We start from the raw sequence: 26,654 nt of genomic DNA on the forward strand, positions 1-26,654 counted from the left end.
ACCGAGCGACCGACGACCACCGAGCGACCGATGAACACGGACGGGCGGACGGTGAACGGGGCGGACCCGGTGCTGGTGGAGATCGTCGAGGGGACGCTCGCGTCGGTGGAGATGGAGGTGGAGACGGCCATCGCCCGCACCGCCCGCTCACCCATGATCCGCGACGCGCACGACTTCCGCGCGGGCATCCACGACGTACGGCTGCGCAAACTGACCGGCAGGTCCTACTCGGCGCTGGTCCAGCCGATCGTCAGGGACTTCCCGATCGCCGGGATGAGGCCCGGCGACGTGTTCTTCCACAACGACGTCTACCTGTCCGAGGGCGGCATCGGGCACCTGCCCGACCTGTGCGTGACGGTCCCGGTCTTCCACGACGGGCAGGTCGTCGCCTTCGTGCAGGCGTTCGGCCACCACGACGACATCGGCGGGGCCGTGCCGGGCTCCATGCCGAGCAACGCGCGCAGCGTGTTCGAGGAGGGGCTGATGGTCCCGCCGATCAGGCTGTGGGACGAGGGCGTGCCCAACCGGGCGGCGCTCACGATCATGACGCGCAACTCCCGGATGCCCGACTCCCTCGCCGGAGACCTGGACGCCGAGTGCTCGGCCTGCCTGATGGGCGCGCGGCGGCTGGGGGAGCTGTTCGACCGCTACGGGCGCGAGGCGGTCGAGGCGTGCTTCGACGCGATCATCTCCAGCACCACCGACACGTTCCGCAGGGAACTGCTGGCCAAGATCCCCGAGGGCACGCACGTGTGGGAGGACTACGCCGAGCACGACGGCGTCGACGAGCCCCGCCTGCACACGCAGCGGATGACCCTCACCGTCGACCACTCCGCGGCCTCTCCCCTGGTCATCGACTTCACCGGCACCTCCCCGCAGGCCAAGGGCCCGATCAACCACGCGGGCGACTACGCCGACGGGGTGTTCCTCAAGAAGTGGCTGGCGCCGATCCTGCGCAACCTGGCCGACACCCCCGAGCGGATGGCCGAGCTCGACGTCAACGAGGGTGTCGTCCCCCTCATCGAGATGCGGTTCCCGGAGAAGGGCACCCTGCTCACCCCCATCTTCCCCGCCCCCACCAACGCCCGCACGTTCGTGATCCTGCGCCTGCTGGGCGTGCTGGCCGGGGTGCTGGCCAAGGCGACCGGCGGCCGGATGCCCGCCGACCAGGAGACCATCCGCTACACCGGTGTCTACGGCGAGGGCGCCGACGGCACCCCGTACCTGATGAGGGAGGTCCTCGGCGGGGGCTCCGGCGGCCGGTGGTACGCGGACGGCGAGGACACCATCCACGTGGTGCCCGACTCGCGCAACATCCCGGTCGAGTTCGCCGAGTCCCGCTGGCCGTTCCGGGTCGAGCGGCTCGGCCTGGCCCGCGACTCCGGCGGACCCGGCCTCTACCGGGGCGGCCTCGGCTACGACAAGCACCTGCGGATGCTCCGCGACGCCTCGTTCATGTCCATCGCCGACCGCTCGATCCTGTCGTGCTGGGGCGTGAACGGCGGCAGGGCCGGACAGCCCTTCGTCGTGGAGATCGAGGGCAGGGAGGTGACTCCTCCGCTCCCCAAAGAGAGCGGCTTCTCGCTTCCCTCAGTTGAGGTAGGCGACGGCCAAGCCCTGACCGTTTCAAACACAAGAACGGTAGCAGGGAAGCAATCCAGACGGCAGGTGAACTCGGCAGTCCCCTCGCTAAGAACGATGGAGGGTCTGGTGGACGACTCACCGGTCCGCGAGGGCGAGATCATCCGGGTGCGCACCACGGGCGGGGGCGGCTGGGGCTCCCCGCTGGACCGCGACCCCGCCCTGGTGGCCGCCGACGTCCGAGACGGCAAGGTCTCCGCCGAGGGCGCCCGCGACGACTACGGGGTCGTCCTGCGCTGCGACCCCGACGATCTCGACGGCCCCCGGGTGGACGCCGAGGCCACCGAGACCCGCCGCGCCGATCTGCGCGCCCTCCTCCTGGCCGATCCGGCCGATCCGGCCGTAAGGCCCTTCTTCGACCGGGGTCCTGGCTTCCCCACCCTGTCGGGCGGCCTGCCATACGCGGAGGTGGACCTCATGTGACGCTCGTGGGGGCTCGTGGGGCGGCTCACCTGCGGCGGCGGAGGGTGCGGGTGGCGGTGAGCCCGCCGAGGGCGAGGGTGCCGGTCAGCAGGATGGCGGTCTCGGTCCACTGGAAGCGCCAGAACCGGTCGGCCGGATGGTGGTAGACCGCCTTTCGGTAGCCCTCGTCGATCAGGCACTCCTCCTTCAGCAACTGGGCCCGTTCCGAACGGGAGTCCACCCCGGGGGGCGGGGGGCAGGCACCGGCCGGCGGCTCCGGCATTTCCCGGCCGGAGGGATCGACCCAGGCCTCTCCGACCAGGGTGCCGCCGCCCTCGTAGAGCGCCGTCCAGCCGGTGGTGACGGTACGCACGGGCTCGGCGTAGGAGTCGCGGGAGAAGAAGACGGCCGGAACGGCCAGCGCGACCAGCGCGACGGTCACCGCCATCGCGGCCAGGGTGCGCCGGAAGAACGTCCCGGCGGCGGCGCCCAGGACGAACGCGAACAGCCACCACGCGGCCGGGACGACGCCGATGACGGTGAACGTCCCGGCTTCCAGTGACTTGTCGCCGATCACGTCCCGGAACACCGGCAGCCACGCGCTGATCATCGCCGACAGGAGGAGGGCGGCGGCCACGACCATGCCGCCGAGCAGGCAGAGCTTGACCGCGAGCCACCGCCGGGGGGAGACCGACTGGGTCCAGGCCAGCGCGCTGGTCCCGCGCTCGAACTCGGCCGCCAGCAGCGGCGCGCCCCAGAAGGCCCCGACCAGCGCGGACCCGGCGATGGGAAGCAGGCCGAAGACCATGAAGACCGGGTAGTAGTAATCGTGGTAGATCGTCGAGTTCACGCCGGAGCACGCGGCGGCGGGCCCGGGGCAGCCGGGAGGGGCCTGGCCGGTGACGTAGGCGGTCGCCCGCAGGCCGGAGACCAGCAGCAGCACTCCCAGGGCGAGCAGCAGACCGCAGGTCACCAGGATCTGCGCGCGATGCTGTCGCCAGGTCAGCCAGAGCAAGAAGACATCCCTTCAGGTGGTACGCCCGGTTCACCCGGGTGGTTCCGTAGCGGTTCCGTACGGACGATCATGCGAACATCGGCGGTCCCGTGGCGGTCCGCGCGAATGACCGTGCGAACCCGCCGGTCCCGTGCCGGTTTTTGTGCCGGTTCCCTGTGACAAGGGCAAGGCAGGGGATCAGCGGGCGGAGGTCAGGGTGGGGCGGGGGAGGGCCGCGAGGTCCGGGGCGCGCAGATAGGCCAGCACCGTCTCCTCCAGGTTCACCGGGCGGGCGGTCCAGCGCGGGTCGGTCGGCGGGGTGCCGTCCCGGACGAGCAGGGTGGCCTGCCGTCCGGTCCCGCCCCGCGAGATCACCGGCAGCCGGGCGGCGAGCGCGTCGGCGCCCTCGGCGGGACCGGTCAGCAGCCGGTGCCCGGCCACCAGCTCGTCGATGTCGCCGCTGACCTGGACCCGGCCCCCGTTGACCACCATCAGCCAGTCGCAGGTCCCCTCCAGCTCCGACACCACGTGCGAGGAGAGCAACACGGTCAGCCCTGTCTCGGCGACCGCCGTCATCAGGGCGCGCATCACGTCCTGACGGGCCAGCGGGTCGAGGTCGGCCAGCGGCTCGTCCAGCACCAGCAGGTCCGGGCGCTTGGCCAGCGCGACGGTGAGCGCCACCTGCGTCCGCTGCCCGCCCGAGAGCCTGCCGACCCTGCGGTCGAGCGGGATGTCCAGCTCCGCCAGCCGCCTCCTGGCCGCCGCGTCGTCCCACCGGGGATTGAGCCCGCGTCCGAACGTGAGCATCTCGGCCACGCTGAAGCCCGCGTACAGCGGCTTGCCCTGCGCCATGAACGCGATCCGCCGCCGGCTCTCGTGCGCGGGCCCGCCGAACACCCGCACGGTCCCCGTGGTCGGGGCGAGCAGGCCGACGGCCATGTGGAGCAGGGTCGACTTGCCCGCGCCGTTGGGGCCCACCAGCGCGACCACCCGCCCGGACGGCACCGCCACCGAGCAGTCGCGCAGCGCCCAGGTCCGCCGGTAACGCCTGCCCAGGGCCTCGGTCTCCAGCGCGTTCACGCGATCTCCTCGCGGGATCCGTGGCCTCCGTGGCCTTCGTGGCTTCCCGGGCCCTCGGGGGTCTCGTGGGAGAGATCGGTCAGGACTGAGGCGACCAGCGCCTGCAGATCCTCCAGGTCCAGACCCGCCTGGCGCCCGTCGCGCACCCAGCGCACCAGGTCGGCGCGCAACCGCGCGTGGTCGCCCATGGAGGTCCGGCCCAGCGACCGCTCCACGAAGGTGCCCTGCCCCGGCCGCCCGCTGACCAGGCCCTCACGCTCCAGCTCGCGGTACGCCTTCAGCACGGTGTTCGGATTGATCGCCAGCTGGGTCACGACCTCCTTGGCCGTCGGCAGCCGGTCACCCGGCCGCAGCACGCCGAGCCGCAGCGCGTGCCGGACCTGATGCACCAGCTGGAGGTACGTCGCCACCCCCGACCCCCGGTCGAGGCGGAATTCGATCAACGTCCACACCCTTTCACTAATTAAGTAGTGAAAGGGTGGAGCCGGGGTGAGGGAATGTCAAGCCTCTCTCGGGTCGCCGGGGAAGAGGCGGCCGAGGTGGTAGTCGATGGCCCGCCGGACCTCGGCCACGGTGCGCCGTCCGTGGAGGACGTCCATCAAGGGGCCCGACGCCCTGACCGCGGCCAACTACCTGCCCGCCCCCTGGTGCTACCTCGCGGCCACGGGCGCGACGGTCGCGGCCCTCGCCGTGATCGCGTTCCTGGACGCCGCGCACAGTCGGGCGTTGGCGCGCGAGGAGCGGCCGGGGGGGGGGGATCCTCGCCGGTTCCGCATTCGGGGCGGGTGGGCTCGTGAGTTGGTCCGTACAGGTGCTAGCCTGAACGTAGTTGCGGTTGTGGTACCCATGAAACTTTGTGTGCACCTGGCGGATAACCCTTCAGGTGCATTTTGTTTTCCCGGTCATCTCCGGATGGGCTCATCGCGGCGACGCGAGATCCACGCGGTGTGGATCTCGGCTCTGCCCCCTATCGAAGGAGAATGATCATGGCAACTGGCACCGTGAAGTGGTTCAACGCGGAAAAGGGCTTCGGCTTCATCGAGCAGGACGGCGGCGGCGCCGACGTCTTCGCCCACTACTCCAACATCGCCGCCCAGGGCTACCGTGAGCTGCAGGAGGGCCAGAAGGTCTCCTTCGACGTCACGCAGGGCCAGAAGGGCCCGCAGGCGGAGAACATCGTTCCCGCCTAGTAGCACCGGCACATCACGGGCCGGGGCCCGCACCTCTCAGAGGTGCGGGCCCCGGCTCGTTTCGCGTCTCCCCGCCGAGACTCACGGACGCGGAGGCGGGAGCACCCCGGCGAGCGCGATCCGGCGGGCTTTCCACGTCCACGCGGCCCACGTCCACGCGGCCCACGTCCACGCGGCCCCGGGATCGCGGGGCCGGGCGTCGCCGCCGGCGCGTGACCGGGGTGGCCGCTTCGCCCGGCCCGCCGGAGTGTCCGATGTCGCGTACGGGCGAGCCGTTGCGTGAGTGACCCGGGGTTCCTCCGGGCCGGAGCCGTGAGGGAGATCGTGACGAACACGTCCTCTTGATCTCGCCCCCTCCCGTCCCGCCCGGTGATGGTATGGGAGATCATGGGTGTTCCCCCTTCTGGATATCGTGCCAAGTGGTCCCAGGACGAAACGGGCAGGGAACGGGGAACCCTTGCCGGCCGGGCCGGCCGCCACGCACCGGAGGTTGATCTTGCAGGGAGCACTCGGCGACATCGTCGTCCTCGATCTCTCTCGCGCGCTCGCGGGCCCGCACGCCGCGCAGATGCTCGGTGATCTGGGTGCCCGGGTGATCAAGGTGGAGCATCCCGCGGGGGGTGACGAGTCGCGGGGCTGGGGGCCGCCGTTCGTGGGTCCAGACCACGACATATCCACGTATTTCCTGGCGGCGAACCGCAACAAGCAGTCGATCGCCGTCGACCTCAAGTCCGCCGGGGGCAGGTCGCTCGTCGAGCGCCTGGTGCGGCAGAGCGACGTGCTGGTGGAGAACTTCCGCACCGGGGTCATGGACCGGCTGGGCTTCTCCGTCGAGCGGCTGCACGAGCTCAACCCCCGCCTGGTCATCCTGTCGATCACCGGTTTCGGCCATGACGGCCCGGAGGGCGGCAGGCCCGGTTACGACCAGATCGCGCAGGGCGAGGCGGGGCTGATGAGCCTGACCGGCCCGTCGCCCGAGGAGCCGTACCGGGTGGGCGCCTCGGTCGCGGACCTGCTCGGCGGCATCCACGGCGCGTACGGCGTGGTCGCCGCGCTGTACGAGCGGGAGCGGACCGGGCGGGGCAAGGTCGTGCGGACCTCGTTGCTGGCCGCGGTGACCGGGGTGCACTCCTACCACGGCACGGCCTGGACGGTCGGCGGCCAGGTGCCCCGGGCGGGCGGCAACCACCACGCCTCCATCGCCCCGTACGGCGCCTTCCGCTGTGCCGACGGCATGATCCAGATCGCGGCGGCGAACGACACGCAGTGGCGCAAGGTCGCCGCCCTGCTGGAGTTGGACGTCGACCCATATATCGCGAAATATGCGACCAACAGGGAAAGATTCGCGCATCGGGATGACCTGATCGCCGACATGGAGCGGACGCTCACCAAGCACGACCGGGCGCACTGGCTCGCCGCGCTCGGCGAGGCCGGGGTGCCCGCCGGGGCGATCAGGTCCCTCGACGAGGTCTACGCCTGGGACCAGACCCGTTCCCAGGGCCTGGTCGTCGAGGTGGACCATCCCGTGCTCGGCCCCATCGAGCTGCCGGGACCGCCGCTCCGCTTCGACGGCGACCCTCCCGCGCGCCATACCGCCCCGCCCGCGCTCGGCGAGCACGGCGACGAGGTCCTCGCCTGGCTGGAGGCGCGCGAGCGATGACAGGCACACCCCCCCTCCACGCCCGGGTACCGTCCCACGGAGCACGGGTATGACCCCGGCGCGGCCCGACGCGCGCACGCTGATCGACACCTTCCTCGACCCGGGAACGTGGCTGTCGTGGGACGGGCCGCCCGCCGACCCCGCCGCGCCCGGTTCGGGGTACGCCGAGGAACTGGCCGCGGTCCGGGTCAAGACGGGATACGACGAGTCGGTGATCACCGGGGAGGGCCTGCTCGACGGGCGCCGGGTGGCGATCGTGGTGTGCGAGTTCTCCTTCCTGGCCGGTTCGATCGGGGTGGCCGCCGCCGAGCGGCTCACCGCCGCGGTCGAGCGGGCCACCGCCGAGGGGCTACCGCTGCTGGCCGCCCCCGCCTCGGGCGGGACCCGCATGCAGGAGGGCGCGGTGGCCTTCGTCCAGATGGTGAAGATCACCGCCGCCGTCGCCGCGCACCGCGCCGCGGGACTGCCGTACATCGTCTACCTGCGCCATCCCACCACCGGCGGCGTCTTCGCCTCCTGGGGGTCGCTCGGGCACGTCACCGCCGCCGAGCCGGGCGCGCTGATCGGGTTCCTGGGGCCGAGGGTGTTCGAGTCGCTGCACGGCTACCCGTTCCCCGAGGGCGTCCAGGTCTCCGAGAACCTCTTCGCCCACGGCCTGGTCGACGCCGTCGTGTCGGCGGAGGACGCCCGGCGGGTCGCCGTACGGGCGCTCGCCGTGCTGTGCGCCCCCCGCCGGGACCTGGACCCGGGGCCCGAGCCGGACGAGCGGGTCCCGACGGTCCAGGCGTGGGACGCGATCAGCCGCTCCCGGCGCGACGACCGTCCCGGGGTCCGGGCGCTGCTCAAGCTCGGCGCCTCCGACGTCACCCCGCTCAACGGCACCGGGGTGGGTGAGAACGACCCCGGCCTGGTCCTCGCCCTGGCCAGGTTCGGCGAGGCTCCCGCGATCGTGCTCGGCCAGGACCGGCGGCACCAGCGGATCGACGCCCCGCTCGGCCCGGCCGGGCTCAGGGTCGCCAGGCGCGGCATGCGCCTGGCCTCGGAGCTGGGACTGCCGCTGGTCACCGTGATCGACACCGCCGGGGCCGCGCTGTCCAAGGCGGCCGAGGAGGGCGGCCTGGCCGCGGAGATCGCCCGTTCGGTGGCCGATCTGGTGATGCTCGACGCCCCGACCGTGTGCCTGCTGCTGGGGGAGGGCGCGGGCGGCGCCGCGCTCGCGCTGCTCCCCGCCGACCGGGTGCTGTGCGCCCAGCACGGCTGGCTGTCGCCGCTGTCTCCCGAGGGGGCCTCGGCGCTGCTGTACCGGAGCGTCGACTTCGCCCCGGAGATCGCCGCCGCGCAGGGGGTGAGATCCACCGACCTGCGCAGGGACGGCCTCGTCGACCGGATCATCCCGGAGTTCCCCGACGCCGCCTACGAGCCGGAGGCGTTCTGCGCCCGGGTCGCGCGCACCCTGGAACACGAGATCGCGGGACTGCTGGGCCGGGCCCCCGCCGACCGCCTCGCCGCCAGGCTGGCCCGTTACCGGCGGCTCGGCGTCGGTTGAGGGGGACGGGACGCTACGGCTCCGCGCCCTCCGGGGCGAGCGGGACGGGCAGGCGCTCGATCCTGATGGAGAAGACCTCGTCGCGGGGGACGACGACCTCGTAGGCCCCGTGGTCGACCATCCAGTAGCCCAGCGCCTCGGCCTTCATCCCGCTGTGCCCGGTGTAGGCGATGTGCAGGCTCTCCTCGCCGTTCTCCTCGGAGACGTCGAGGACCAGGCACGGCTCGCCGCCGAACGCGCCGACCGTGCGGACCAGCACCAGCCATTCGAGGTCCTCGCGGGCGACGACCAGCCGCCAGTAGCCGGAGGCCGCCTCGAAGCCCTTCTGGGCCTCCTCGTTGAACAGCACCACCTCGGAGCCGCCGGGACCCAGGGCCGCGGCGTACGTACGGCCCAGGTAGCGGGCGGCGAACCCCGAGGCGACCGGCTCGATCTCGGCGCTCATGAGGCGGGCCGCCAGCTCAGGCCGTCGTAGAGGCCGAAGAGACGCTCCTCGCCGGGGACCACGTGGATGATCTCGGCCCCCGCGGGGATCGGCATGGGCGTGGTGTGGAACTGCGGCACGACGTGCTCCCGCGAGGTGGTGAAGCCGTTTCCGGTGAAGGGTGGTGAATCGTTCCAGTCACCGCCCATGTGCGGGCCGTACGGCACGACGTAGGCGTCCATGTCGCGGGCGAACCAGCGCATCAGGTAGATCTCCGGGACCGTCTCGGCCAGCTCCGAACCCTCGAACCCCAGGTCGAGACCGGCGAACAGCTGCGCGGGGGTGGTCAGCCGCGCGCAGTCCTGAACCCGGTACACGTATCCGGAGATCACGGTGCGTCTGCCGGCCAGATAGGGCACGAGCAGCCGAGGAGGTATGACCTTCTGCATCTGCGTTCTACGCCCAGGTGGCTCACTCACGGTCGGCATTTTACGATCCGCCGACCTGGAGCCGCCGGTGTTCCAGGCACGGTAGGGCATTCCGGGTGGCAATCGTGATCTGAGAGTCGATTTCGCATATATGGACGGCGGCTGTCGGCCCCATGTCGGCGCGTACCACTCCCATCGGATCGACCAGCATGCTCCGCCCGATCCCGAAGCCGTCGCGGGCCTCCGGGTTGGGAGCCTGGCCCACGGCCGCGACCCAGGTGGTGTTCTCGATCGCGCGGGCCCTGACGAGCGTGGTCCAGTGCTCCTCCTTCATCGGCCCCGACCCCCACGCGGCGATCACCGCGAACACCTCGGCCCCCTGATCGACCAGGGCCCGGGTCAGCTCGGGGAAGCGGATGTCGTAGCAGGTGACCAGGCCCACCCGGATCCCGGCCAGCTCCACCACGACCGGGGTGTCGCCCGGCGCGACCAGCTCGGACTCGCGGGCGCCGAAGGAGTCGAACAGGTGGATCTTCCGGTAGGCCGCCTCGATCGAGCCCGAGGGGCCGATGGCGACCGCGGTGTTGTGGACCCGGCCCTCGCCGGGCTCGAACACCCCCGCGATCACCGGCAGGCCGTGCTCCCGCGCCGCGGCGGCCAGCCCGGTGACGAACGGCCCGTCCAGCGGCTGGGCGAGGTCGGTGACGCGTTTGCCGTACCGGGTGAGGGCGGCCTCCGGGAGGATCGCCAGCTCGGCGCCGCCCGCGGCGGCCTCGGCGAGGGCGTCGAGGGCACGGCTCAGGTTGGCGGACGGATCTTCGGCCACCGGTATCTGGCAGAGGGCTATGCGAGTCACGGGTGTGACCCTATCCGTCTGTTCGGCACTCGTTCCATCCACGTGAGGCTCCGCCACGCCCATTCCAGCGGCCCGTACCTGAACCTTGCCAGCCACGCGCGGCTGAACAGCACCTGAAGCACCAGGGTGGCGACGGAGAGCGCGACCCCGGCGAGCCGGGTCGTGTCCGCGACGAGCAGCGGCACGAAGAGCAGGATGACCGGGGTGCTCACCAGATAGTTCGTCAGCGCCATGCGGCCGAGCGGGGCGAGCGCCGCCAGCAGCGGGTCGCGCAGCCGGGTCCGCAGCAGGAGCAGCAGCCCGGTGCCGTAGGCCGTGGCGGCGGCGAGCCCGGCGGCCGGGTGGACGGCCGCGTGGAAGAGGACGGGGTCCTTGGCGATGCGCACCCAGAGCCAGGTGAGCGTCACGCCCAGCACCGCGCTCGCCACGAACGCCGGTGCCAGCAGCCACCCGGGCGGCGGGCGCTCCATCAGCACCATGCCCAGCAGGAACAGCCCGGGGACGAGGACGATCCCGCCGCCCTGGTACACCGCCCATCCGGTGAAGGCGAGGCCCAGCACCAGCACCGCGGGCCGGGGGAGGAACGAGGCGGGCAGCAGGACAAGCACCCCGAAGATCGCGTACGGCAGGAGCACCTCGCCCGAGTTGAAGATCTGGTGGACCGCGCCGAGGACCGCGAGCACCGCCAGCCTGCGCAGCAGCACGGCCCAGGGGCGATCGGTCCGCCCGGCCGCCGACCTCAGGAAGAGGACGAAGCTCAGCCCGAACAGGAACGAGAAGATCGGATAGAACCTGCTCTGCAGCAGGTTGTCCATCGCCCAGTCGACCGCGTTGCGATCGGACGGCCTCAGGTGCTCACGCGTGTGCTGCCAGGTGTTGACCAGCATGATCCCGCACACCGCGAAGCCGCGGAGCGCGTCGAGCGCGTGGAGCCGGGCCGACCCGGTCGGCCGGTCCGGTCCCGCCGGTTGGGCCGGTCCGGTCGGTGAGGTTCGCGCGGGTTGGGACGCCGCAGGTCGGGGCGGGCCGATCGGTCTGACCGGATCGGCCGGACCGGTGGGTCTGGTCGGATCGGCCGGTCCGGTCGGTTGGGTCGGTCGGGTCACAGGAAATAGACGTACCACCCCATAATCACTTACGCATAGACGACCCATCGATAAGGCCGCCCGCAGTCCCGGACGCGGGCGGTGCCGGTGCCCGGCACACCTATGACGGCGGCCCCTCGCCGGCGAGGGGCCGCGGCGAGCGCGCGGCGGCGCGCAGCCGCTGATCGCCAGCCGCGACGCGATCGGCCCCTGGGAGCAGTTCGAGATCGTCACCGGCTGACCGCAGGGGTCTCGTACCGTCGTCGGCCGGTCGCCGGCGGATCCGGGCCCGCGTCTCTCCGCGAGGGCGTCACCGTCCTCGCGGAGGGCGTCACCGCGTGAACATGGGACACCCGCATCGGAGGCCACCCGGGGCGCGGGCACGGCACTCGGCGGTGGCCGGCTCTCACGCCGACGGGCCGGTGAGCGCTTCCAGCCTTTCCGTGATCCGGGCGACCACCATCCGCTGCGCGGGGTTCAGGGCCTCGCGCAGGTACTGTTCGAAGAGGCCGTACAGCTCCTCGTGGATGAGACCGGCACCCTCGTCCCGCCCGTCGAACTCGACGACGATCGTCCCGACCCGCTCGGTGAAGTCCTCGGCGAGGCGGTCGGCGACCGCCGGATCCGCGTCCGCGTCCAGCCGGTCGAAGCGCCGGGCGAGTCCTGCCACCACCTCGGCGGTGCCGGGCGCGGCGATGTGCTCGTAGAACGCGGCGAGGTGTTCGATGCCGGCCTCGCCGACGAGGTGCGCGAGAAGGACGGACTGCTCCCGGTCGATCTTGTTCATGGCCGGTGAGAGGCCCGACAGGGCGAAGACCTCGAAGAACCGCGCGAGTTCCGGGGGCACATCGGGCAGGGCGCGGTGCTTACGGATGATCCCCAGCATCGTCTTCTGCCGGGTGAGGCGGGCGATCTGGGCGTCGAGCTCGTGCTCGAGGTCGCTCAGCAGATCGTGGTGGTCCTCCCCCTCCGAGTCGAGGAGGCCCCCCACCTTGTCGAGGGGAATCCCGAGCGCGGCGAGCCGTTTGATGCGCAGCAACCTGACCAGGTCCTGGATCGTGTAGCGCCGGTATCCGCTCGGGTCGCGCCGGGGCTCGGGCAGGATGCCGATCCGGTGGTAGTGGCGCAGCGTACGGACCGTCACGTCCGCGAGTGACGCCAGCTCACTACTCCGCACGTGCGGTCACCTCCCGCTCCACCTCAAGGCTACGCAGCGCGGGCGCGCGGAGCGCCGCCAGCACGGCGACGACCCAGACGACCCCCATGGTGGTTCCCGCGGCGGCCAGGCCACCGAGGTGGCCGATGAGCGCGGCGGCGAGGATCCCCATCGGTCCGGCGATCGTCATGAGGGAGTTCTGCGTACCCATGACGCGCCCGCGCAGGTCCTCGGGGATTCGTTCGATCATGAGCACCCCGAGCAGGCTGCCGAGCAGGCCCGAGGAGAGCCCCAGCACGAACGCGCCGGCGAAGACGGCCCACATCGGGGGAAGGACCGAGATGACACCGACGCCCACGGCGCTGCCCAGCAGCCCGGTCACGAACCAGATCCGGCGTGACCCGCGTGTCCCCAGAGCGGCGTAGAGGCCGCCGCCCACGAGGGTTCCCGCGGCGATCGCGGTGAGTACGAAACCGAGCGTCTCCGGGCGGCCGATCAGCGTGAAGTGCGCGGGCAGGACGATTCCCTGCAGGGAGACGATCACGGTGATCAGCACCAGGTTGAGCATCGTGACCGCGAGCAGGAACCGGTCGCGCCGGAACAGCACCCGCCAGCCCTCCTTCAACTGCCCCCATCCCGAAGCGGGCGGAGACACAGGGCCGGTCCCGGCGGGGATCACGCCGACGTTCCTCGGGATCAGGAGTGTGAGCATCGCCGCGGCGGACGAGGTGCCTGCCGTGATCCACAGCACCATGGACCCGTCGAACAGGACCAGCAGGCTCCCGGCCGCGGCCGGCCCGATCACCATGATCAATGCGCCGAGGCCCTCCCTGACGCCCATGAGCCGGTGCGCGGGGATGCCACCGGTCCGCACGATCGCGGGCAGGAGCGCCTCGCGGGCCGTCATCCCCGGTACGTCACCGACCGCGCCGACGATGCCGAAGAGGATGAACCACCCCAGGTTCAACCCGGTCACGAGGTCGACGACGGGCAGGGCGGCCAGCGACGCCGCGGAGACCAGATCGGTGATCACCGACGACGTGCGCCTGTTGATCCGGTCGATCACGACACCCATGACCAGACCCGAGACGAAGGCCGGCACCGCGGTGGCGGCGGAGAGGATCCCCGAGGAGAGGACACTTCCCGTCGTCTGCAACACGATCAGGGGGAGAGCCACCGCGGCAATCGAGTTTCCCAGCAACGACAGGGCGTACGAGGCCAGGTAGACCAGGGGAACGGGCTTCATGCCCCCAGTGGAAACCATGACCTTACGTCGGGGGCAAGTGCCGGAGCCGGGGCGGGTTCGAGCGACCGGGGCCGCGCGGGCCGTGCCGGTGACGCGGGGGCCGGACCGGGTCGCCGGCGAGCGGTGCGTCCCGTCGCGCCGGCCGGGCTCGCGGACGTCCCTCGTCCGGCCGGATCAGCCGCCGGCCAGCGCCTTTCTCAGCTTGGGAGCGAGGCCGGCCGTGAACGTCCTCGCGTCCTCGCAGCCCTTGCGCCCGAGCGACCAGCAGCCGAGCAGCTCGTGGACCTCCGTGCGGAAGACCCGGCTGAACTGGCTGTAGTACGGGGAGGACGGGCGGGCCCTGGCCTGTGTCAGCGCGCGCAGCAGCGTGTCGGGCCGCACGCCCTCGGACTCGGGCTCGGGCTCGGCCGTCCCGGACTCGGAGGCGGGTTCGGAGGCGGGTTCGGACGGGGTAGCCGCGGGCGACGGGCCGCCGCAGCCGGGCTCCGCCTCCGCGTAGAGGGCCGAGACCCTGGCCGGGGCGAACCCGCCGCACTGGTAGAGCAGCCTGGCCGCCTCCCCGCCGGTCAGCGCCGCCACCAGGCGCTGCGCGGCGTCGCGCCGGACGGTGTGCCGGGAGACGGCGAGATACTGGCCGCCGAGGACTCCCTGCCAGGGCAGCGCCACCGCGCGGAAGGCGATCCCGCCCGACTTCCGTTCCCCGGAGAGCACCTCGTGGGCGGAGGGCCAGTGCCGCAGGAACAGCGCGTGCCTCTCGCGGAAGGCGGTCAGCGACTCGGCCTCCGTGCTGCCGAGGGTCTCCCCGGAGATCACGCCGGCCCGCACCGTCTCGATGAGCCGCCCGACGGCCTCCACCGCGCGCCTCTGGGTGATCACCACCTGGCCGTTCGCGTCGACCACGTCCCCGCCGTTGGCCCAGATCGCCTCCAGCGCGTTGACCGTGAGCCCCTCGTAGGAGGCGAACTGCCCGGCGAGCCCGAGAGCGGTGGGGTCGGGCCCGGCCCGGCGCGCCTTCGCCAGGCCGGTCATGTCCTGCCAGTTCTCAGGCGTCCGCAGGTCGCCGCGGTGGTAGAGGAGTCCCACGTCGGTGTTGAACGGCACGGCGTACTGGACGCCGTTCCAGGCGCCCGCGGACCAGATCTGGGAGAGGAAGTCGTTGGTCCCGCCGTGCGCGGCGGTGTCGATCGGGCGCAGGTAGCCGCCCTCGGCGAACTCGGGGATCCACTGGATGTCGAGGTTGTACACGTCGTAGTGCCCGGCCTTCGACTGGGCGGCCGAGATCATCGCGCTGCGCTGCTCGTCCGCGACCGAGGAGATCGCCACGAAGCACGCCCGGGGCCTGCCCTCGATCCCGTTCCAGACGGCTTCGAGCGCCCGCTCACGGGCCCCTCCCGAGACGTCGGCGCCGCTGGCGATGCGCAGGACGCAGTCGTCCCTGGGCGGTCCGGGAGGCGGGGTGGGCGCGGCGCTCGCCGCCAGGGAGGGAAGGCAGACCAGCAGCAGGAGGAGAAGGATCACTCCGCGGCCGGCCGGCTCCGTCCCGGAGGGCGCGCCCTGCCCGCTCCGCCTGCCGGCCCCGCCCGGCGTGGACGGCGTGGACGGGGTGGACGGCGTGGACGACACGGCCACCGAGGACGGCGTGGTCGGGGACGGGGAGGCCGGGGAGGGCGGGGAGGGCGGCGAGGGCGGCGAGGGGCGGCTCATCGGATACCTCCGGCGTGGGGACCCCGGGCCTCGGCCCCGGGGAGGGCGTCAATCGGTGACCGTCCGGAGTTCGGTGAACGCGTCGTCCAGCTTCTGGTCGGGGTCGGTGCTCGCGTCGTAGCAGGACATCAGGCCCTTGTCCCGAAGCTCCGGCAGCGGGGACGTGCCGCAGCCGTGCAGGTCGAAGGAGAGCATCAGCAGGCGGACGCCGTCGTGTTCCCCGATGTCCTCGCCGGTCAGCCCGCGGGGGTTTCCTCCGTCGGTGAGCACGAGCACGGCCTTCCGTTCCCCGGGGTCGCCGACCCCTCTCAGCTGGTCGAGTGCCCTCCGGATGACGGGGCGCATCGGGGGGTCGGGGCGCGAGCCGTTCCGGTAGGCGTTCTGGATGGCGGTGAGCCTGTCGGCGAGGGCCTTTCCCTCGTCGCCGACGGGCGCGAGGGGGACACCGCGGTCGTCGTCGGGGAAGAACGTCATGACGCCCGTGGTCCGCTCACCGCGCTTGGAGGTGACGGCGAGCTGGGCCACCTGGATCGCCGCCTCCAGCCGTGACCTGCCGTCGTTCACCCTGTTGCGCGCCATCGAGCCCGAGACATCGACCACGACGAGGACGTGGTCGGCGAGCGGGGTCGCCAGCTTGTACAGCAGCTTGGGGATGTCCGGCTCCCAGGTCGCCGCCACCGGCGCGGCGGCCCGCAGCCAGGGCGCCTTCGCCGGCAGCCTCCCGACGTTCAGGCGGCCGTCGGCGTCGCGGAACCCGTAGCGGGGCAGGGCCTCCCGCAGGAAGTCGCAGAACTCCCTGACCGTGCGCTCGACGGCGGGGGGCCGCCTCAGGTCCGGCCACCGCTTGGAGACGCAGGCGTACCGCATGGCGTGGCCGCCCTTGGGGTAGACGGCGGTCAGCCGCGGCGGCCTCTCCCTGGCGTTCCCCGGCGTGGCGGCGGCGCCCGGCGACGGCCACCCGCCGACCGCGCCGGGGACGGCGCAGCCGCCCGACGCCGGGAGCGCGGGGTCGGCCCCCGACAGGGAGACGTTGAGCTCGTGGAACTGCTGCTCGGTCAGGACCATCGCGGACGTGTCGAGGGAGCCGGCGTACCGGCACATCACGTCGCGGACGTTGTCGCCCGGCCGCACCCTCGCGGACAGCCCCTCCACGTGGCCGGGGGCGGCGGCCGTGGCCATCAGGCCGACGTTGGAGGCGAGCGGGTGGGTGCGCACGACCCTTTGCCGGGCGCCCGGGCGCTCTCGCAGCAGGTCGGCCCAGTCGCGGTCGCCCGGGTTCCTGTTGGCCTCGGTGAGCTCCTCGGCGAGATCCTCCCGCGCGGCGATGACCAGCGGCGAGGTCGCGACGACCGTCCGCTCGCCGAACGCCGGCATGCCGTCGGCGCTCCTGTCGAGGTAGTCGATCTCCTGGAGGGAGTCGGCGATCCACCCGTCGGGCCGGGCGCCCGGGGGTTTGCGCGCCATCCGCCCGGCCGTCCGCCCGGTCGCCGGCTGGACGGGGAACGTCCAGTCGCCCAGCCGGTCTCGCACCTCGTCGGCGCGCAGCCCGCTGACGTTGATGTTCATCTGCCGGCAGCCCCACCAGTCGACCTTCCTGGCCGTGAACTCCCCGGCCGCCCGCTGGATGGCGGGGGAGGTCTCGTCGGACGCCAGGAACGTGATCTCGTCGGGGATCTGGCAGGTGACCCACGGCTCGTCCTTGGGAACGACGGCCAGGGTGACGACGACGGTGACCAGGACACCGGCCGAGAGCAGCCACCAGACGTCCTGGCGCACCCACTGGGAGAACGTCCCGAGAACGCCGTGCAGCCGCGCCGGAATCACGCGGCGCAGCCAGGCGGTGCTTCTCAGCAGGTGGCCGGGGAAAATGGTCAGTGCCGTCAGGGCGAGAATCCCGAGGACCAGGGCCACTTTCGAGACCGTGGAAATGGAGAGGGCGAGAAGCACCAGCAACGTCTGGACGAGGGCGTTGGAGAAAGCGGTCACCATCTGCCACGCGCGTTCCGTCGAGCCGGTGGTGTCCGCCGAGGTCTCCGAGGTCTCCGAGGTCTCCGTCGTTTCTGTCGTCCCTGAGGTCTCCGTGGTCTTCTCGCCGTTCACCATCTGTCAGTCGTCTCCGCCGGTGGTTTCCCGAGACTTCGCGTTCACCCTACGTCCGACCATCACCACCGAGAGAGGCTTTCTGTGATCTACGGGGCGGGGATGCACCGCCGGAGTGTTTACGGCCGGCCGCATTCACGCAGCCGGGGGTGACCAGGGCATTCGGGTGTCGACTTACGTCCGTGTCGCGTACTCCGGCGGAATGGGGGTCCGGTTGCCGGGGAGGGGAGCACCGGCCGCCGAGAGGCTCCGCCAACGGTCAGATGACGCGGGCGACAATCGGATGCCTGCTCGCCGCGGGCCGCCGGTCCCCGATTCACAAAACGCGTTCCGGTCGTTTTCCGTACGTCTTCACCGTTCGGCCTCCGCGAATTCCCGGCCGCGCCCCCACCGGGTTTCCCGGTCGCGCTCCAAAGGGTTTCCCGGGCGCGCTTCCGAGTGTTTTCCGAACGTCCCCGGTGAACGGCGGCGGATCGCGCCTTCTCACGGTCACGGACCGCCCGGCCACCCCGACGCCGCGTTCACGGCGTACCCGGGAAAGGGCGTTCCCCGAAGGGGACGTTCCCCGGGGCGCCGCGCGGGAGCGGACTACGCTGGAGCGCGTGAGTGATCCTCTGGTGGCGCGGATGCGCGAGTTCGGCACGACCATCTTCGCCGAGATGTCGGCGCTTGCCCTGCGGACCGGCTCGATCAACCTCGGGCAGGGTTTCCCCGACACCGACGGGCCCGCCGCGATGCTGGAACGCGCGGTGTCGGCGATCCGCGAGGGCTCCAACCAGTACCCGCCGGGACCGGGCGTGCCCGAGCTGCGCCAGGCCGTCTCCGAGCACCGCAAGGACCACTACGGGCTCGACTACGACCCCGACGGCGAGGTCCTCGTCACCGTCGGCGCCACCGAGGCCGTCGCCGCGACGATCCTCGCCCTGTGCGAGCCCGGCGACGAGGTGATCGTCTTCGAGCCGTACTACGACTCCTACGCCGCCGCCGTCGCCCTGGCCGGGGCCGTGCTCCGGCCCGTCACCCTGCGCCCGGTCGAGGGCCGCTTCACCTTCGACCCCGCCGAGCTGCGCGCCGCCGCCGGACCGCGCACCCGGGCCGTGCTGGTCAACTCCCCGCACAATCCCACCGGCACGGTCCTCACCCGCGCCGAGCTGGAGGAGATCGCCCGCCTGTGCCTGGAGCGCGACCTGGTGGCCGTCACCGACGAGGTCTACGAACACCTCACCTTCGACGGCGTCGAGCACGTGCCGATGGCGACCCTGCCGGGCATGCGCGAGCGCACCGTGATGATCTCCTCGGCGGGCAAGACCTTCTCGGTCACCGGCTGGAAGACGGGCTGGATCTGCGCGCCGCCCGAGCTCGTCAGGGCCGCGCAGACGGTCAAGCAGTTCCTCACCTTCACCGCCGCCGCGCCCTGGCAGCTCGCCGTCGCCCACGGCCTGCGCCACGAGCTCGGCTGGGTCTCCTCCCTGCGGGCGGACCTGGAGTCCAAGCGCGACCGCCTGGCGGCTGGGCTGTCCGCGGCGGGCTTCGAGGTCTACCGTCCCGCGGGCACCTACTTCGTGCAGACCGACATCCGTCCCCTGGGCTTCACCGACGGCCTCGCCCTGACCCGCGAGCTGCCCTCGCTGGCGGGCGTGGTCGCCATCCCGACCCAGGTCTTCTACGCCCGCCCCGAGCGCGGGAGCCACTTCGTCCGCTTCGCCTTCTGCAAGCGGGACGAGATCATCGACGAGGCGGTGAGCCGCCTGGCGGGTCTCGGCGCGGCCGGGGGCGCCGTCGGCCCGGCCTGACGAGCCGGACGCCCGCGAGGTCGTACCCGCGAAGGCGTACGGAACAGGAACGCCGGAGGGGCTGACGGCGTGGGCGGTTCGACCGGGAGGGGGGTGATCGGGCATCCTGGGAGTGACGCGACTGGCGGCTAGGGGATGGCATCAACCATCGGGGAGCTCGTCGTGGGAGTCGACCGCCTGGGCGCCCACGCCGACGAGAGGACGCGCATGTCCCAGCCCGCATCGAACGGCTCCGAATCCGGGAGCGCGCCGTCCGCCCGGCTTCTCCCGGGCGGCCCGGTGGCCGAGAGCATCCTCGCCGACGTGGCCACGCGGGTGGCCGCGCTGACCCGCCAGGGCGTCACCCCGAGCCTGGCGACGGTCCTCGTCGGCGACGACGACGCCAGCGCCGGATACATCCGCATCAAGCAGCGGCAGGCCGCCGAGCTCGGCTTCGCCTCGCCGCACGAGCACCTGCCCGCGAGCGCCACCCAGGCGGACCTGCACGCGGTCATCACCGCCTTCAACGACGACCCGGCGGTGCACGGGCTGCTGGTGCAGCACCCCGTCCCCAGGCACCTCGACTACGACCGGGCCCTGCAGGTCATGGACCCGGACAAGGACGTCGACGGCATGCACCCGCTCAACATCGGGCGGCTGGCACTGGAGCTCCCCGGCCCGCTGCCGTGCACTCCCGCCGGGATCGAGGCGCTGCTCGCGCACTACGACATCCCGGTCGCGGGGCGGGAGGTGGTCGTCCTGGGGCGCGGGGCCACCCTCGGCCGTCCCCTGTCGATCCTCCTCGCGCAGAAGCGCCCGACGGCGAACGCGGCCGTCACCGTGGTCCACACCGGGGTGAGCGACTGGCCCCGCTACACGCGCCGCGCCGACGTCCTCGTGGCCGCGGCGGGCGTGCCGGGAATCGTCCAGCCCGAGCACGTCAAGCCCGGCGCCGTCGTCATCGGCGGCGGGGTGCGCTACGAGGGCAGGCGCCTGCTGCCCGACGTCGACGAGTCCTGCGCCCGGGTGGCCGGGGCCATCACCCCCAGGGTCGGCGGGGTCGGTCCCACCACGGTCGCGATGCTGTTCCGCAACGCGATCACGGCGGCCGAGCGCGCCGTGGGCACCGCTGGTCCCACCGGTTTCCCGGCGGGGCAGGAACTCCGGTAGGAGGCCGCCCGCGCCCCGCGAAACGCCGGTCGCCGTCTCGTCGTGTCGCCGCCCCGGAATCGATCTCGCTGCGTGTACCTTCTGCTGCGGAGAGTGATGGCCGGGCGTGCTCGCGGGAGCGGTGCGCGCGGTGCGGGGCGGCCGGTGGCGTGCGCCGCTCTCCACTGCCGTTTTCCGGGGGAAGGAGAGCATCGACGATGCGACGGAGATTCAGGGTGCTGGCGTCGGCGGCGGCGGTCGCGCTCGGTTGCGCGGGATTCGTCCCGGGCGCGGCGACCGCCACGGGCTCGGAGTCCGCGGCCTGGGGGCCCGTTCGCAGCCACCAGAACTGGCGCTGCCTGGACGCCGACCTCGGCACCATCGGCCCGAACGGGACGAAGGTGCAACTGTGGGGCTGCAACGGCTGGGACAACCAGTCGTGGAGCTACGACGTGTCCAGCCACACGATCCACAGCAGGGAGAACGGCCGCTGTCTGGACGCCGATCTCGGGACGATCAACGCGAACGGGACCAAGGTGCAGCTCTGGGACTGCAACGGCTGGGCCAACCAGAAATGGATCTACGACGCGACGAGCCGCACGATCTACAGCATGTACAACGGGCGCTGCCTGGACGCGGACCTGGGGACCATCAACGCGAACGGGACCAAGGTGCAGCTGTGGAACTGCAACGGCTGGGCCAACCAGAAGTGGACCCTCTGACGGCCGCCGCCCGCGGGCGACCGTACGACGGGATCTGACCACGGACGGGGAAGGGGGGCGGTCCTCGCGGCGCGGCCGGGAGGACCGCCCCTGTCCGGGGCGGGCGGCTCGCGCGAGGCGGATGTGAGAGGGCCCGGGGCCGGCCGGAGAGCGGGCCGGCCCCGGGCGGCGCGGGGGGTTACGGCCGTCCCGCACCGACCGGCGGGGTGGCCGGATCGGTCGTGGCGAACGGCGGGGCGGCCGGGCTGTCCGTGGCGGCCGGCGGGGCGACCGGGACGGCCGGGACGGCCGGGACGGCCGCGCCGGACGCGGGGGCGGCCGGGTCGGCGGGGGCCGCCGGGGTGGCGTTCCGCGCCGAGCGCAGGGGGATCTCCTTGAGCATCAGGGCGGCCACCGCGGCCAGCAGGGCGATCGGGACGCCGACCACGAAGACCGCGCTCATCGCCCGGGTGAAGGCCTCCAGAATGATCTCCAGGATCGGGGCGGGGAGGCTGTGAATGGCCTTGGGGGAGCCGAGGCTGGGGACCGCGCCGCCGCTCAGCGGCAGGTGCGCCGCCTTCGCCAGGGAGACCAGCTCCGCGGCGAGCCGGTTGGACAGGATCGCGCCGAAGGCCGCGACGCCCACCGCGCCGCCGAGGGAGCGGAAGAACGACACCCCGGAGGTCGCCGAGGCGAGGTTCGCGCGGGTCACCGCGTTCTGGGCGGCCAGGATCAGGATCTGCATGGAGGCGCCGAGCCCGATGCCGAGCACCGCGTTGTCGATGCCGACGATCACCAGCGAGCTGTCGACGTGCAGGCGGGAGAGCAGGAACAGGCCGACCGCGACCAGCAGCATGCCCACGACGGGGAAGATCTTCCAGCGGCCCGTGCGGCTGACGAACCGGCCGGTCAGGATCGAGGAGGTGAGCAGGCCGAGCACCAGGGGCAGGGTCATCAGGCCCGAGCCGGTGGGGCTCAGGCCCTTGACGATCTGCAGGTACTGGGGCAGGAACATCAGCGCGCCGAACATCGCCGCGCCGACCAGCAGGGAGGCGGTGGCGGTGAGCACGAAGGTGCGGTTGCGGAACAGGTGCGGCGGCAGGATCGGGTCGGCGGCCCTGCGCTCGGCGACGACGGTGAGCCCGAACAGCGCCAGGCTGAGCGCGCCCAGGCCGTAGGTCCACGCGGAGTTCCAGTCGAACTCCTTGCCCCCGAGGGACAGCAGCAGCATCAGCGCGGTGGTGCCGCCGGTGATGAAGGTCGCCCCCCACCAGTCGATCTTCGTGTCGCGGCGGACGAGCGGCAGCTTCAGCACCTTCTGGATGACGACGAACGCGACCACGGCCAGCGGCACGCAGAGCCAGAAGGTCCAGCGCCAGGACAGGTTGTCCACGATGAACCCGCCGAGCAGCGGGCCGGCCACCGTCGAGACGCCGAAGACCGCGCCGATGTACCCGGAGTAGCGCCCGCGCTCGCGGGGCTCGACCACGTCGCCGAGGATGATCTGCGGCAGCGCGGCGAGGCCGCCGGTGCCGATGCCCTGCAGCGCCCTGGCCGCGATGAGCTGGCCCATGTCCTGGGAGAACCCGGCGGCGACGGAGGACAGCACGAAGACGACCAGCGCGACCTGGAACATGAGCTTGCGGCCGTAGAGGTCGGAGAGCTTGCCCCAGATCGGGGTGGAGGCGGTCATGGTCAGCAGGGTCGCGCTCGCCACCCAGGCGAGCTGGTCCTGACCGCCGAGCGTGCCGACGATGGTCGGCAGCGCGGTCCCCACCACGGACGTCGAGATCATCGACGTCAGCATGGCGAGCATCAGTCCGGCCAGGATCTCCAGCACCTGTCTGTGCGTGAAACTCGGTGCGGCCTCGGCCTGGATCTGTTGTTCGGTCGGCATGACCTTCCCCCAATGCATGTACAGTACATATGAATTTAGTAGACGCTTGTTTACTCGTCAAATCTGGAAGGATCCCTCAGGTGGATGAGATACGGCAGCGCGACAGAGAGGGCACCAGGCGGCGCATCCTCGACGCCGCCCGCCGGCTGTTCGCCGACCTCGGGTACGACCAGGTGACGATGCGGATGATCGCCGCGGAGGCGGACGCCAACATCGCGCTGATCAACCGCTACTTCGGGAGCAAGCGGGAACTGTTCGCCGAGGTGCTCGCGATGCAGGGGCGCTTCCCCGGCATCCTGGAGGGCCCCGAGGAGGAGCTGCCCCGCCGCCTGGCCGAGTACGTCGCCGACCGGCTCCGCTCCGACCACGGGAGTGTGGTGCTGGCCGCGCTCATCCGGTCGTCCAGCTCCCCGGAGATCCACGAGATCATCCGCGACCGGCTCAGCTCGGCGATCCTGGAACCCCTCTCGGCGCGCCTCTCCGGTCCCGACGCGGCCTTCCGGGCGACGGTCGCCGCCGCGCTCGTCGCCGGCACCGGCACGATGCGCCAGCTCTACGGCCCCGACGCCGCCGACGGCCCCGGCCACGAGGCCGTGGTCGCCCGGCTCACCGCCGTCTTCGAGGCCTGCCTCGGGGCCTGAGGCCCGCCTGCCCCCGGGGCACGCGATCATCCGGCCGCCCGCGGCGTGGGAGCATGGTCGCATGACCTGGTTGCGCTGCGCCTTTCCCCGCCCGGGGGCGGCCACGAGGCTGTTCTGCTTCACGCACGCGGGAGGGTCGGCCACCGCCTACCGCGCGTGGTCCGAGCCGCTGCCCGCGTCCGTGGAGCTGCACGCGACGCAGCTGCCCGGCAGGGCCGACCGGTTCAACGAGCCGCTGCCGGACGACCTGGACACGCTGGCCGACGAGGTGACCGGCTCGATGCTGCCGCTGCTGGACAGGCGTTTCGCGCTGTTCGGGCACAGCATGGGGGCGACGCTCGCCTACGAGGTCACGCGTCGCCTGGAGGCCAGGGGGATCGCCCCCGCGCGGCTGTTCGTGTCCGGCGCGAGAGCGCCGCACGACCCCCGCGACAGGCCCCCGATCTCGGAGTACGACGACGACCGCTTCGTGGCCGAGATAGCGAAACTCGGCGGCACCGAGGTGGAGGTCCTGTCCCACCGGGCGATGCGCGAGATCATCCTGCCCTACGTCCGCGCGGACTTCCGCCTGGTCGAGGCCTACCGCCACCGCCCCGGCCCTGCGCTGCACACCCCGATCTCCGCCTTCGTCAGCGACGCCGACCCGGTGGTCACCCCGGTCCAGGCCAAGTCGTGGGAGACCCGCACGAGCTCCGACTTCTCCCTGACGGTCTTCCCCGGCGACCACTTCTACCTGCAGCCGCAGCGCGTACGGGTGGTGGAGGAGATCGCCCGGACGCTCGCCGGATGAGCGCACCGTCCCGGAGCGGTTCCCGCGGAAGCCGGCCGGTTGGCTGGATATGTCGAAGGGCGGGCGCTCCTTGGGCAATGAGTGCCCATGAGGTGGGGCGGGGAGGCCGTTAGCGTCGGCCTGGTGGGTGAACGAGTACTGATCGCGCTCGGCGGCAACGCGATGACCGGGCCCGACGGCGGCGCCTCGCCGGGCGACCAGCACCGCGCGATCGAGCGGGCCATGCGCCACGTCGTCGCGCTCATCGAGGACGGCCACCAGGTCACCCTCACCCACGGCAACGGCCCCCAGGTCGGCAACCTGATCCTGAAGAACCAGCTCGCCGCCCACGTCGTACCCCCGGTGCCGCTCGACTGGTGCGGGGCGCAGCCCCAGGCCACCGTCGGCACCCTCATCCTCAACGCGCTCGACGGCCGCGCCGCGGTCGTGGTCACCCGCACGCTCGTCGACCCCGCAGACCCCGCCTTCGGCGACCCGGTCAAGCCGATCGGCCGCTACTTCAGCGAGGCGGAGGCGCGCCGCTTCGAGGACCTCGGCCAGACCTGGCGCCGCTTCGAGCGCGGCTGGCGCCGCGTGGTGGCCTCCCCCGAGCCGCTGGAGATCCTCGACGCGCCCGCGGTGGCCGCGCTGGTGGGCGCGGGCTTCACCGTCGTGGCCGCGGGCGGCGGCGGCGTGCCCGTGACCCGCGACGGCGAGGGACGGCTGGCCGGGGTCGAGGCCGTGATCGACAAGGACCTGGCCGCCGCCGTGCTCGCCCGGGCGGTGCGGGCCACGGTCCTGGTCATCGCGACCGACGTCCCCCGGGCCGTCGTCGGGTTCGGCACGCCCCGCGCCCGGCCCCTGGGCCACGTCACCGCGGCCGAACTGCGCGTGTTGCACGCCGCCGGGCACTTCGCCGGGGGCAGCATGGGCCCGAAGGTCGAGGCCGCGCTGCGCTTCGTCGAGCAGGGCGGCGACCGGTCGGTGATCACCTCCCTCGAGGACATGGGAGCGGCGCTCACCGGGGAGACCGGCACCGTGGTGCGAAAGTGAACATGAGGCGATCGAAAGGTGGCAGGGATGCCCGAACCCATTGAAGTGCGCAAGGTGCCCATCGAGAGCGTGACCGACGCCTCCGGGCTGGCCCGGCTCATCGACGACGGGGTGATCGAGGCGCACCGGGTGCTCGCGGTGATCGGCAAGACCGAGGGCAACGGCGGGGTGAACGACTACACCCGCATCCTGGCCGACACCGCCTTCCGCGGGGTGCTCGCGGCCAAGGGGCACCCCTCGCCCGAGAGCGTGCCGCTGGTGTGGTCGGGCGGGACCGACGGCGTGCTCAGCCCGCACGCCACGATCTTCGCCACCACCGCGAACGCCGAGCCCGGCGATGAGCCGAGGGTGAGTGTCGGCATCGCGATGAGCGAGGTGATCCTGCCCGAGGACATCGGCCGCCCCGCGATGGTGGAGAAGGTCGCCGCCGGGGTGCGCGAGGCCATGAAGCTCGCCGGGATCGACGACCCCGCCGACGTCCACTACGTCCAGACCAAGACCCCGCTGCTCACCCTGTCCACGATCAACGACGCCAAGTCACGCGGCAAGGACGTGGTCATCGAGGACACCGGCCCGTCGATGGACATCTCCAACTCCACCACCGCGCTCGGCGTCGCCGTCGCCCTCGGCGAGATCGAGATGCCCGCCGCCGACCAGATCCACCGCGACCTGTCGCTGTACTCCTCCGTCGCGTCGTGCTCCTCGGGCGTCGAGCTGGACCGGGCCCAGATCGTGGTCGTCGGCAACGTACGGGGGATCGGCGGCCGGTACCGGATCGGCCACTCGGTCATGAAGGACGCGCTGGACGCCGACGGCATCTGGGAGGCCATCCGCTCCAGCGGCATCGAGCTGCCCGAGCGTCCGCACCCGTCCGACCTGGGCGACCGGCTCGTCAACGTCTTCATGAAGTGCGAGGCCGACCCGTCGGGCAGCGTGCGGGGCCGCCGCAACATCATGCTCGACGACTCCGACGTGCACTGGCACCGCCAGATCAAGGCCACCGTCGGCGGTGTCGCGGCCAGCGTCACCGGTGATCCGGCCGTGTTCGTCTCGGTCGCGGCGGTCCACCAGGGGCCGAGCGGCGGCGGCCCGGTGGCCGCCATCGCCGACCTCGGCTGACGGGCGGCCCGTACCGGGGTGGGAAGGTCGTCCCCCCTCCC

At 72.3% G+C, this 26,654-nt stretch carries 23 protein-coding genes and 1 riboswitch; of the genes, 11 read left to right on the forward strand and 12 right to left on the reverse strand.

Annotated elements, in window-relative coordinates; genetic code table 11:
- Positions 1 to 30 precede the first annotated feature (30 nt).
- Positions 31 to 2,064 (forward strand): hydantoinase B/oxoprolinase family protein, encoded by a 2,034-nt coding sequence (locus AC5L38_RS01215; RefSeq protein ID WP_495240848.1) that lies wholly within the window; start codon positions 31 to 33, stop codon positions 2,062 to 2,064.
- Between the two features lie 25 nt (positions 2,065 to 2,089).
- Here AC5L38_RS01215 and AC5L38_RS01220 read toward each other — a convergent pair whose 3' ends face one another.
- The 3 genes from AC5L38_RS01220 to AC5L38_RS01230 all read right to left on the reverse strand — a co-directional run bounded on the left by AC5L38_RS01220 (position 2,090) and on the right by AC5L38_RS01230 (position 4,569).
- Complete coding sequence (locus tag AC5L38_RS01220; protein WP_495240849.1) at positions 2,090 to 3,058, reverse strand: ABC-2 membrane transporter-related protein; 969 nt, start codon at positions 3,056 to 3,058, stop codon at positions 2,090 to 2,092.
- A 177-nt stretch (positions 3,059 to 3,235) separates the two neighbouring features.
- The gene (locus AC5L38_RS01225; protein WP_495240850.1) at positions 3,236 to 4,117 is read right to left on the reverse strand and encodes an ABC transporter ATP-binding protein; all 882 of its coding nucleotides are present in this window, start codon (positions 4,115 to 4,117) and stop codon (positions 3,236 to 3,238) included.
- Entirely contained in the window at positions 4,114 to 4,569 is a 456-nt protein-coding gene (locus AC5L38_RS01230) for a GntR family transcriptional regulator (protein WP_495240851.1), read from the reverse strand. The genes AC5L38_RS01225 and AC5L38_RS01230 overlap by 4 nt, the downstream gene beginning before the upstream one ends.
- 534 nt (positions 4,570 to 5,103) lie before the next feature.
- On the opposite strand from AC5L38_RS01230, the gene AC5L38_RS01235 reads away from it, so the two are divergent.
- The 3 genes from AC5L38_RS01235 to AC5L38_RS01245 all read left to right on the forward strand — a co-directional run bounded on the left by AC5L38_RS01235 (position 5,104) and on the right by AC5L38_RS01245 (position 8,513).
- On the forward strand, positions 5,104 to 5,307 hold the full coding sequence (locus AC5L38_RS01235) for a cold-shock protein (RefSeq protein WP_049562746.1): 204 nt from the start codon (positions 5,104 to 5,106) through the stop codon (positions 5,305 to 5,307).
- 496 nt (positions 5,308 to 5,803) lie between these two features.
- Complete coding sequence (locus tag AC5L38_RS01240) at positions 5,804 to 6,967, forward strand: CaiB/BaiF CoA transferase family protein (protein ID WP_495240852.1); 1,164 nt, start codon at positions 5,804 to 5,806, stop codon at positions 6,965 to 6,967.
- Between the two features lie 49 nt (positions 6,968 to 7,016).
- Positions 7,017 to 8,513 (forward strand): carboxyl transferase domain-containing protein, encoded by a 1,497-nt coding sequence (locus AC5L38_RS01245; RefSeq protein WP_495240853.1) that lies wholly within the window; start codon positions 7,017 to 7,019, stop codon positions 8,511 to 8,513.
- A 13-nt stretch (positions 8,514 to 8,526) separates the two neighbouring features.
- Here the strand turns inward: AC5L38_RS01245 and AC5L38_RS01250 are convergent, their stop codons facing one another.
- The 8 genes from AC5L38_RS01250 to AC5L38_RS01285 all read right to left on the reverse strand — a co-directional run bounded on the left by AC5L38_RS01250 (position 8,527) and on the right by AC5L38_RS01285 (position 17,515).
- Positions 8,527 to 8,958, reverse strand: a complete 432-nt coding sequence (locus AC5L38_RS01250) for a hypothetical protein (protein ID WP_362871136.1) — start codon at positions 8,956 to 8,958, stop codon at positions 8,527 to 8,529.
- Positions 8,955 to 9,416: a hypothetical protein gene (locus AC5L38_RS01255; protein WP_350970422.1), complete on the reverse strand. Its 462-nt coding sequence runs from the start codon at positions 9,414 to 9,416 to the stop codon at positions 8,955 to 8,957. Before AC5L38_RS01255 ends, AC5L38_RS01250 begins: the two co-directional genes overlap by 4 nt.
- 10 nt (positions 9,417 to 9,426) lie before the next feature.
- On the reverse strand, positions 9,427 to 10,221 hold the full coding sequence (locus tag AC5L38_RS01260; RefSeq protein ID WP_495240854.1) for a carbon-nitrogen hydrolase family protein: 795 nt from the start codon (positions 10,219 to 10,221) through the stop codon (positions 9,427 to 9,429).
- Positions 10,218 to 11,108, reverse strand: coding sequence for a DUF418 domain-containing protein (locus tag AC5L38_RS01265; RefSeq protein ID WP_495240855.1), 891 nt, complete (start codon positions 11,106 to 11,108; stop codon positions 10,218 to 10,220). The genes AC5L38_RS01260 and AC5L38_RS01265 overlap by 4 nt, the downstream gene beginning before the upstream one ends.
- 604 nt (positions 11,109 to 11,712) lie before the next feature.
- On the reverse strand, positions 11,713 to 12,483 hold the full coding sequence (locus AC5L38_RS01270; protein ID WP_495240856.1) for a MerR family transcriptional regulator: 771 nt from the start codon (positions 12,481 to 12,483) through the stop codon (positions 11,713 to 11,715).
- Entirely contained in the window at positions 12,473 to 13,708 is a 1,236-nt protein-coding gene (locus tag AC5L38_RS01275; protein ID WP_495240857.1) for an MFS transporter, read from the reverse strand. Before AC5L38_RS01275 ends, AC5L38_RS01270 begins: the two co-directional genes overlap by 11 nt.
- 174 nt (positions 13,709 to 13,882) lie before the next feature.
- Positions 13,883 to 15,412, reverse strand: a complete 1,530-nt coding sequence (locus AC5L38_RS01280) for an extracellular solute-binding protein (RefSeq protein WP_495240858.1) — start codon at positions 15,410 to 15,412, stop codon at positions 13,883 to 13,885.
- Between the two features lie 48 nt (positions 15,413 to 15,460).
- On the reverse strand, positions 15,461 to 17,515 hold the full coding sequence (locus AC5L38_RS01285; RefSeq protein ID WP_495240859.1) for a vWA domain-containing protein: 2,055 nt from the start codon (positions 17,513 to 17,515) through the stop codon (positions 15,461 to 15,463).
- A gap of 599 nt (positions 17,516 to 18,114) precedes the next feature.
- Between AC5L38_RS01285 and AC5L38_RS01290 the strand changes: the two genes are divergently transcribed.
- From AC5L38_RS01290 to AC5L38_RS01300, 3 genes are all read left to right on the forward strand, one after another.
- Positions 18,115 to 19,305 carry a pyridoxal phosphate-dependent aminotransferase gene (locus AC5L38_RS01290; protein ID WP_495240860.1) on the forward strand — a complete coding sequence of 397 codons (1,191 nt, stop codon included), beginning with the start codon at positions 18,115 to 18,117 and terminating at the stop codon, positions 19,303 to 19,305.
- A gap of 107 nt (positions 19,306 to 19,412) precedes the next feature.
- Positions 19,413 to 19,495, forward strand: a riboswitch (ZMP/ZTP riboswitch).
- A 17-nt stretch (positions 19,496 to 19,512) separates the two neighbouring features.
- Entirely contained in the window at positions 19,513 to 20,454 is a 942-nt protein-coding gene (locus tag AC5L38_RS01295) for a bifunctional 5,10-methylenetetrahydrofolate dehydrogenase/5,10-methenyltetrahydrofolate cyclohydrolase (RefSeq protein ID WP_495241531.1), read from the forward strand.
- A gap of 197 nt (positions 20,455 to 20,651) precedes the next feature.
- Positions 20,652 to 21,155, forward strand: coding sequence for a ricin-type beta-trefoil lectin domain protein (locus AC5L38_RS01300; RefSeq protein WP_495240861.1), 504 nt, complete (start codon positions 20,652 to 20,654; stop codon positions 21,153 to 21,155).
- A 178-nt stretch (positions 21,156 to 21,333) separates the two neighbouring features.
- Here AC5L38_RS01300 and AC5L38_RS01305 read toward each other — a convergent pair whose 3' ends face one another.
- Positions 21,334 to 23,031, reverse strand: a complete 1,698-nt coding sequence (locus tag AC5L38_RS01305; RefSeq protein ID WP_495240862.1) for an MDR family MFS transporter — start codon at positions 23,029 to 23,031, stop codon at positions 21,334 to 21,336.
- 80 nt (positions 23,032 to 23,111) lie between these two features.
- Between AC5L38_RS01305 and AC5L38_RS01310 the strand changes: the two genes are divergently transcribed.
- The 4 genes from AC5L38_RS01310 (at position 23,112) to bar (ending at position 26,613) form a co-directional block, all read left to right on the forward strand.
- Positions 23,112 to 23,672 carry a TetR/AcrR family transcriptional regulator gene (locus tag AC5L38_RS01310; RefSeq protein WP_495240863.1) on the forward strand — a complete coding sequence of 187 codons (561 nt, stop codon included), beginning with the start codon at positions 23,112 to 23,114 and terminating at the stop codon, positions 23,670 to 23,672.
- Between the two features lie 61 nt (positions 23,673 to 23,733).
- Complete coding sequence (locus AC5L38_RS01315; RefSeq protein WP_495240864.1) at positions 23,734 to 24,462, forward strand: thioesterase II family protein; 729 nt, start codon at positions 23,734 to 23,736, stop codon at positions 24,460 to 24,462.
- Between the two features lie 123 nt (positions 24,463 to 24,585).
- A complete protein-coding gene (locus tag AC5L38_RS01320; RefSeq protein WP_495240865.1) occupies positions 24,586 to 25,494 on the forward strand; it encodes a carbamate kinase in 909 nt (302 codons plus the stop codon).
- 27 nt (positions 25,495 to 25,521) lie between these two features.
- Positions 25,522 to 26,613, forward strand: a complete 1,092-nt coding sequence (gene bar / locus AC5L38_RS01325; protein ID WP_495240866.1) for a barbiturase — start codon at positions 25,522 to 25,524, stop codon at positions 26,611 to 26,613.
- Positions 26,614 to 26,654: the final 41 nt, after the last annotated feature.

Source organism: Streptosporangium nanhuense, from assembly GCF_059358815.1.

Bases quoted from the DNA above. Each gene is read 5' to 3' on its own strand.
- AC5L38_RS01295 (WP_495241531.1), top strand. From the start codon at position 19,513: ATGTCCCAGCCCGCATCGAACGGCTCCGAATCCGGGAGCGCGCCGTCC.
- AC5L38_RS01215 (WP_495240848.1), top strand. From the start codon at position 31: ATGAACACGGACGGGCGGACGGTGAACGGGGCGGACCCGGTGCTGGTG.
- AC5L38_RS01305 (WP_495240862.1), bottom strand. From the start codon at position 23,031: ATGCCGACCGAACAACAGATCCAGGCCGAGGCCGCACCGAGTTTCACG.
- AC5L38_RS01235 (WP_049562746.1), top strand. From the start codon at position 5,104: ATGGCAACTGGCACCGTGAAGTGGTTCAACGCGGAAAAGGGCTTCGGC.
- AC5L38_RS01280 (WP_495240858.1), bottom strand. From the start codon at position 15,412: ATGAGCCGCCCCTCGCCGCCCTCGCCGCCCTCCCCGCCCTCCCCGGCC.
- AC5L38_RS01265 (WP_495240855.1), bottom strand. From the start codon at position 11,108: ATGCTGGTCAACACCTGGCAGCACACGCGTGAGCACCTGAGGCCGTCC.
- AC5L38_RS01275 (WP_495240857.1), bottom strand. From the start codon at position 13,708: ATGAAGCCCGTTCCCCTGGTCTACCTGGCCTCGTACGCCCTGTCGTTG.
- AC5L38_RS01250 (WP_362871136.1), bottom strand. From the start codon at position 8,958: ATGAGCGCCGAGATCGAGCCGGTCGCCTCGGGGTTCGCCGCCCGCTAC.
- AC5L38_RS01245 (WP_495240853.1), top strand. From the start codon at position 7,017: ATGACCCCGGCGCGGCCCGACGCGCGCACGCTGATCGACACCTTCCTC.
- bar (WP_495240866.1), top strand. From the start codon at position 25,522: ATGCCCGAACCCATTGAAGTGCGCAAGGTGCCCATCGAGAGCGTGACC.
- AC5L38_RS01285 (WP_495240859.1), bottom strand. From the start codon at position 17,515: ATGGTGAACGGCGAGAAGACCACGGAGACCTCAGGGACGACAGAAACG.
- AC5L38_RS01300 (WP_495240861.1), top strand. From the start codon at position 20,652: ATGCGACGGAGATTCAGGGTGCTGGCGTCGGCGGCGGCGGTCGCGCTC.
- AC5L38_RS01315 (WP_495240864.1), top strand. From the start codon at position 23,734: ATGACCTGGTTGCGCTGCGCCTTTCCCCGCCCGGGGGCGGCCACGAGG.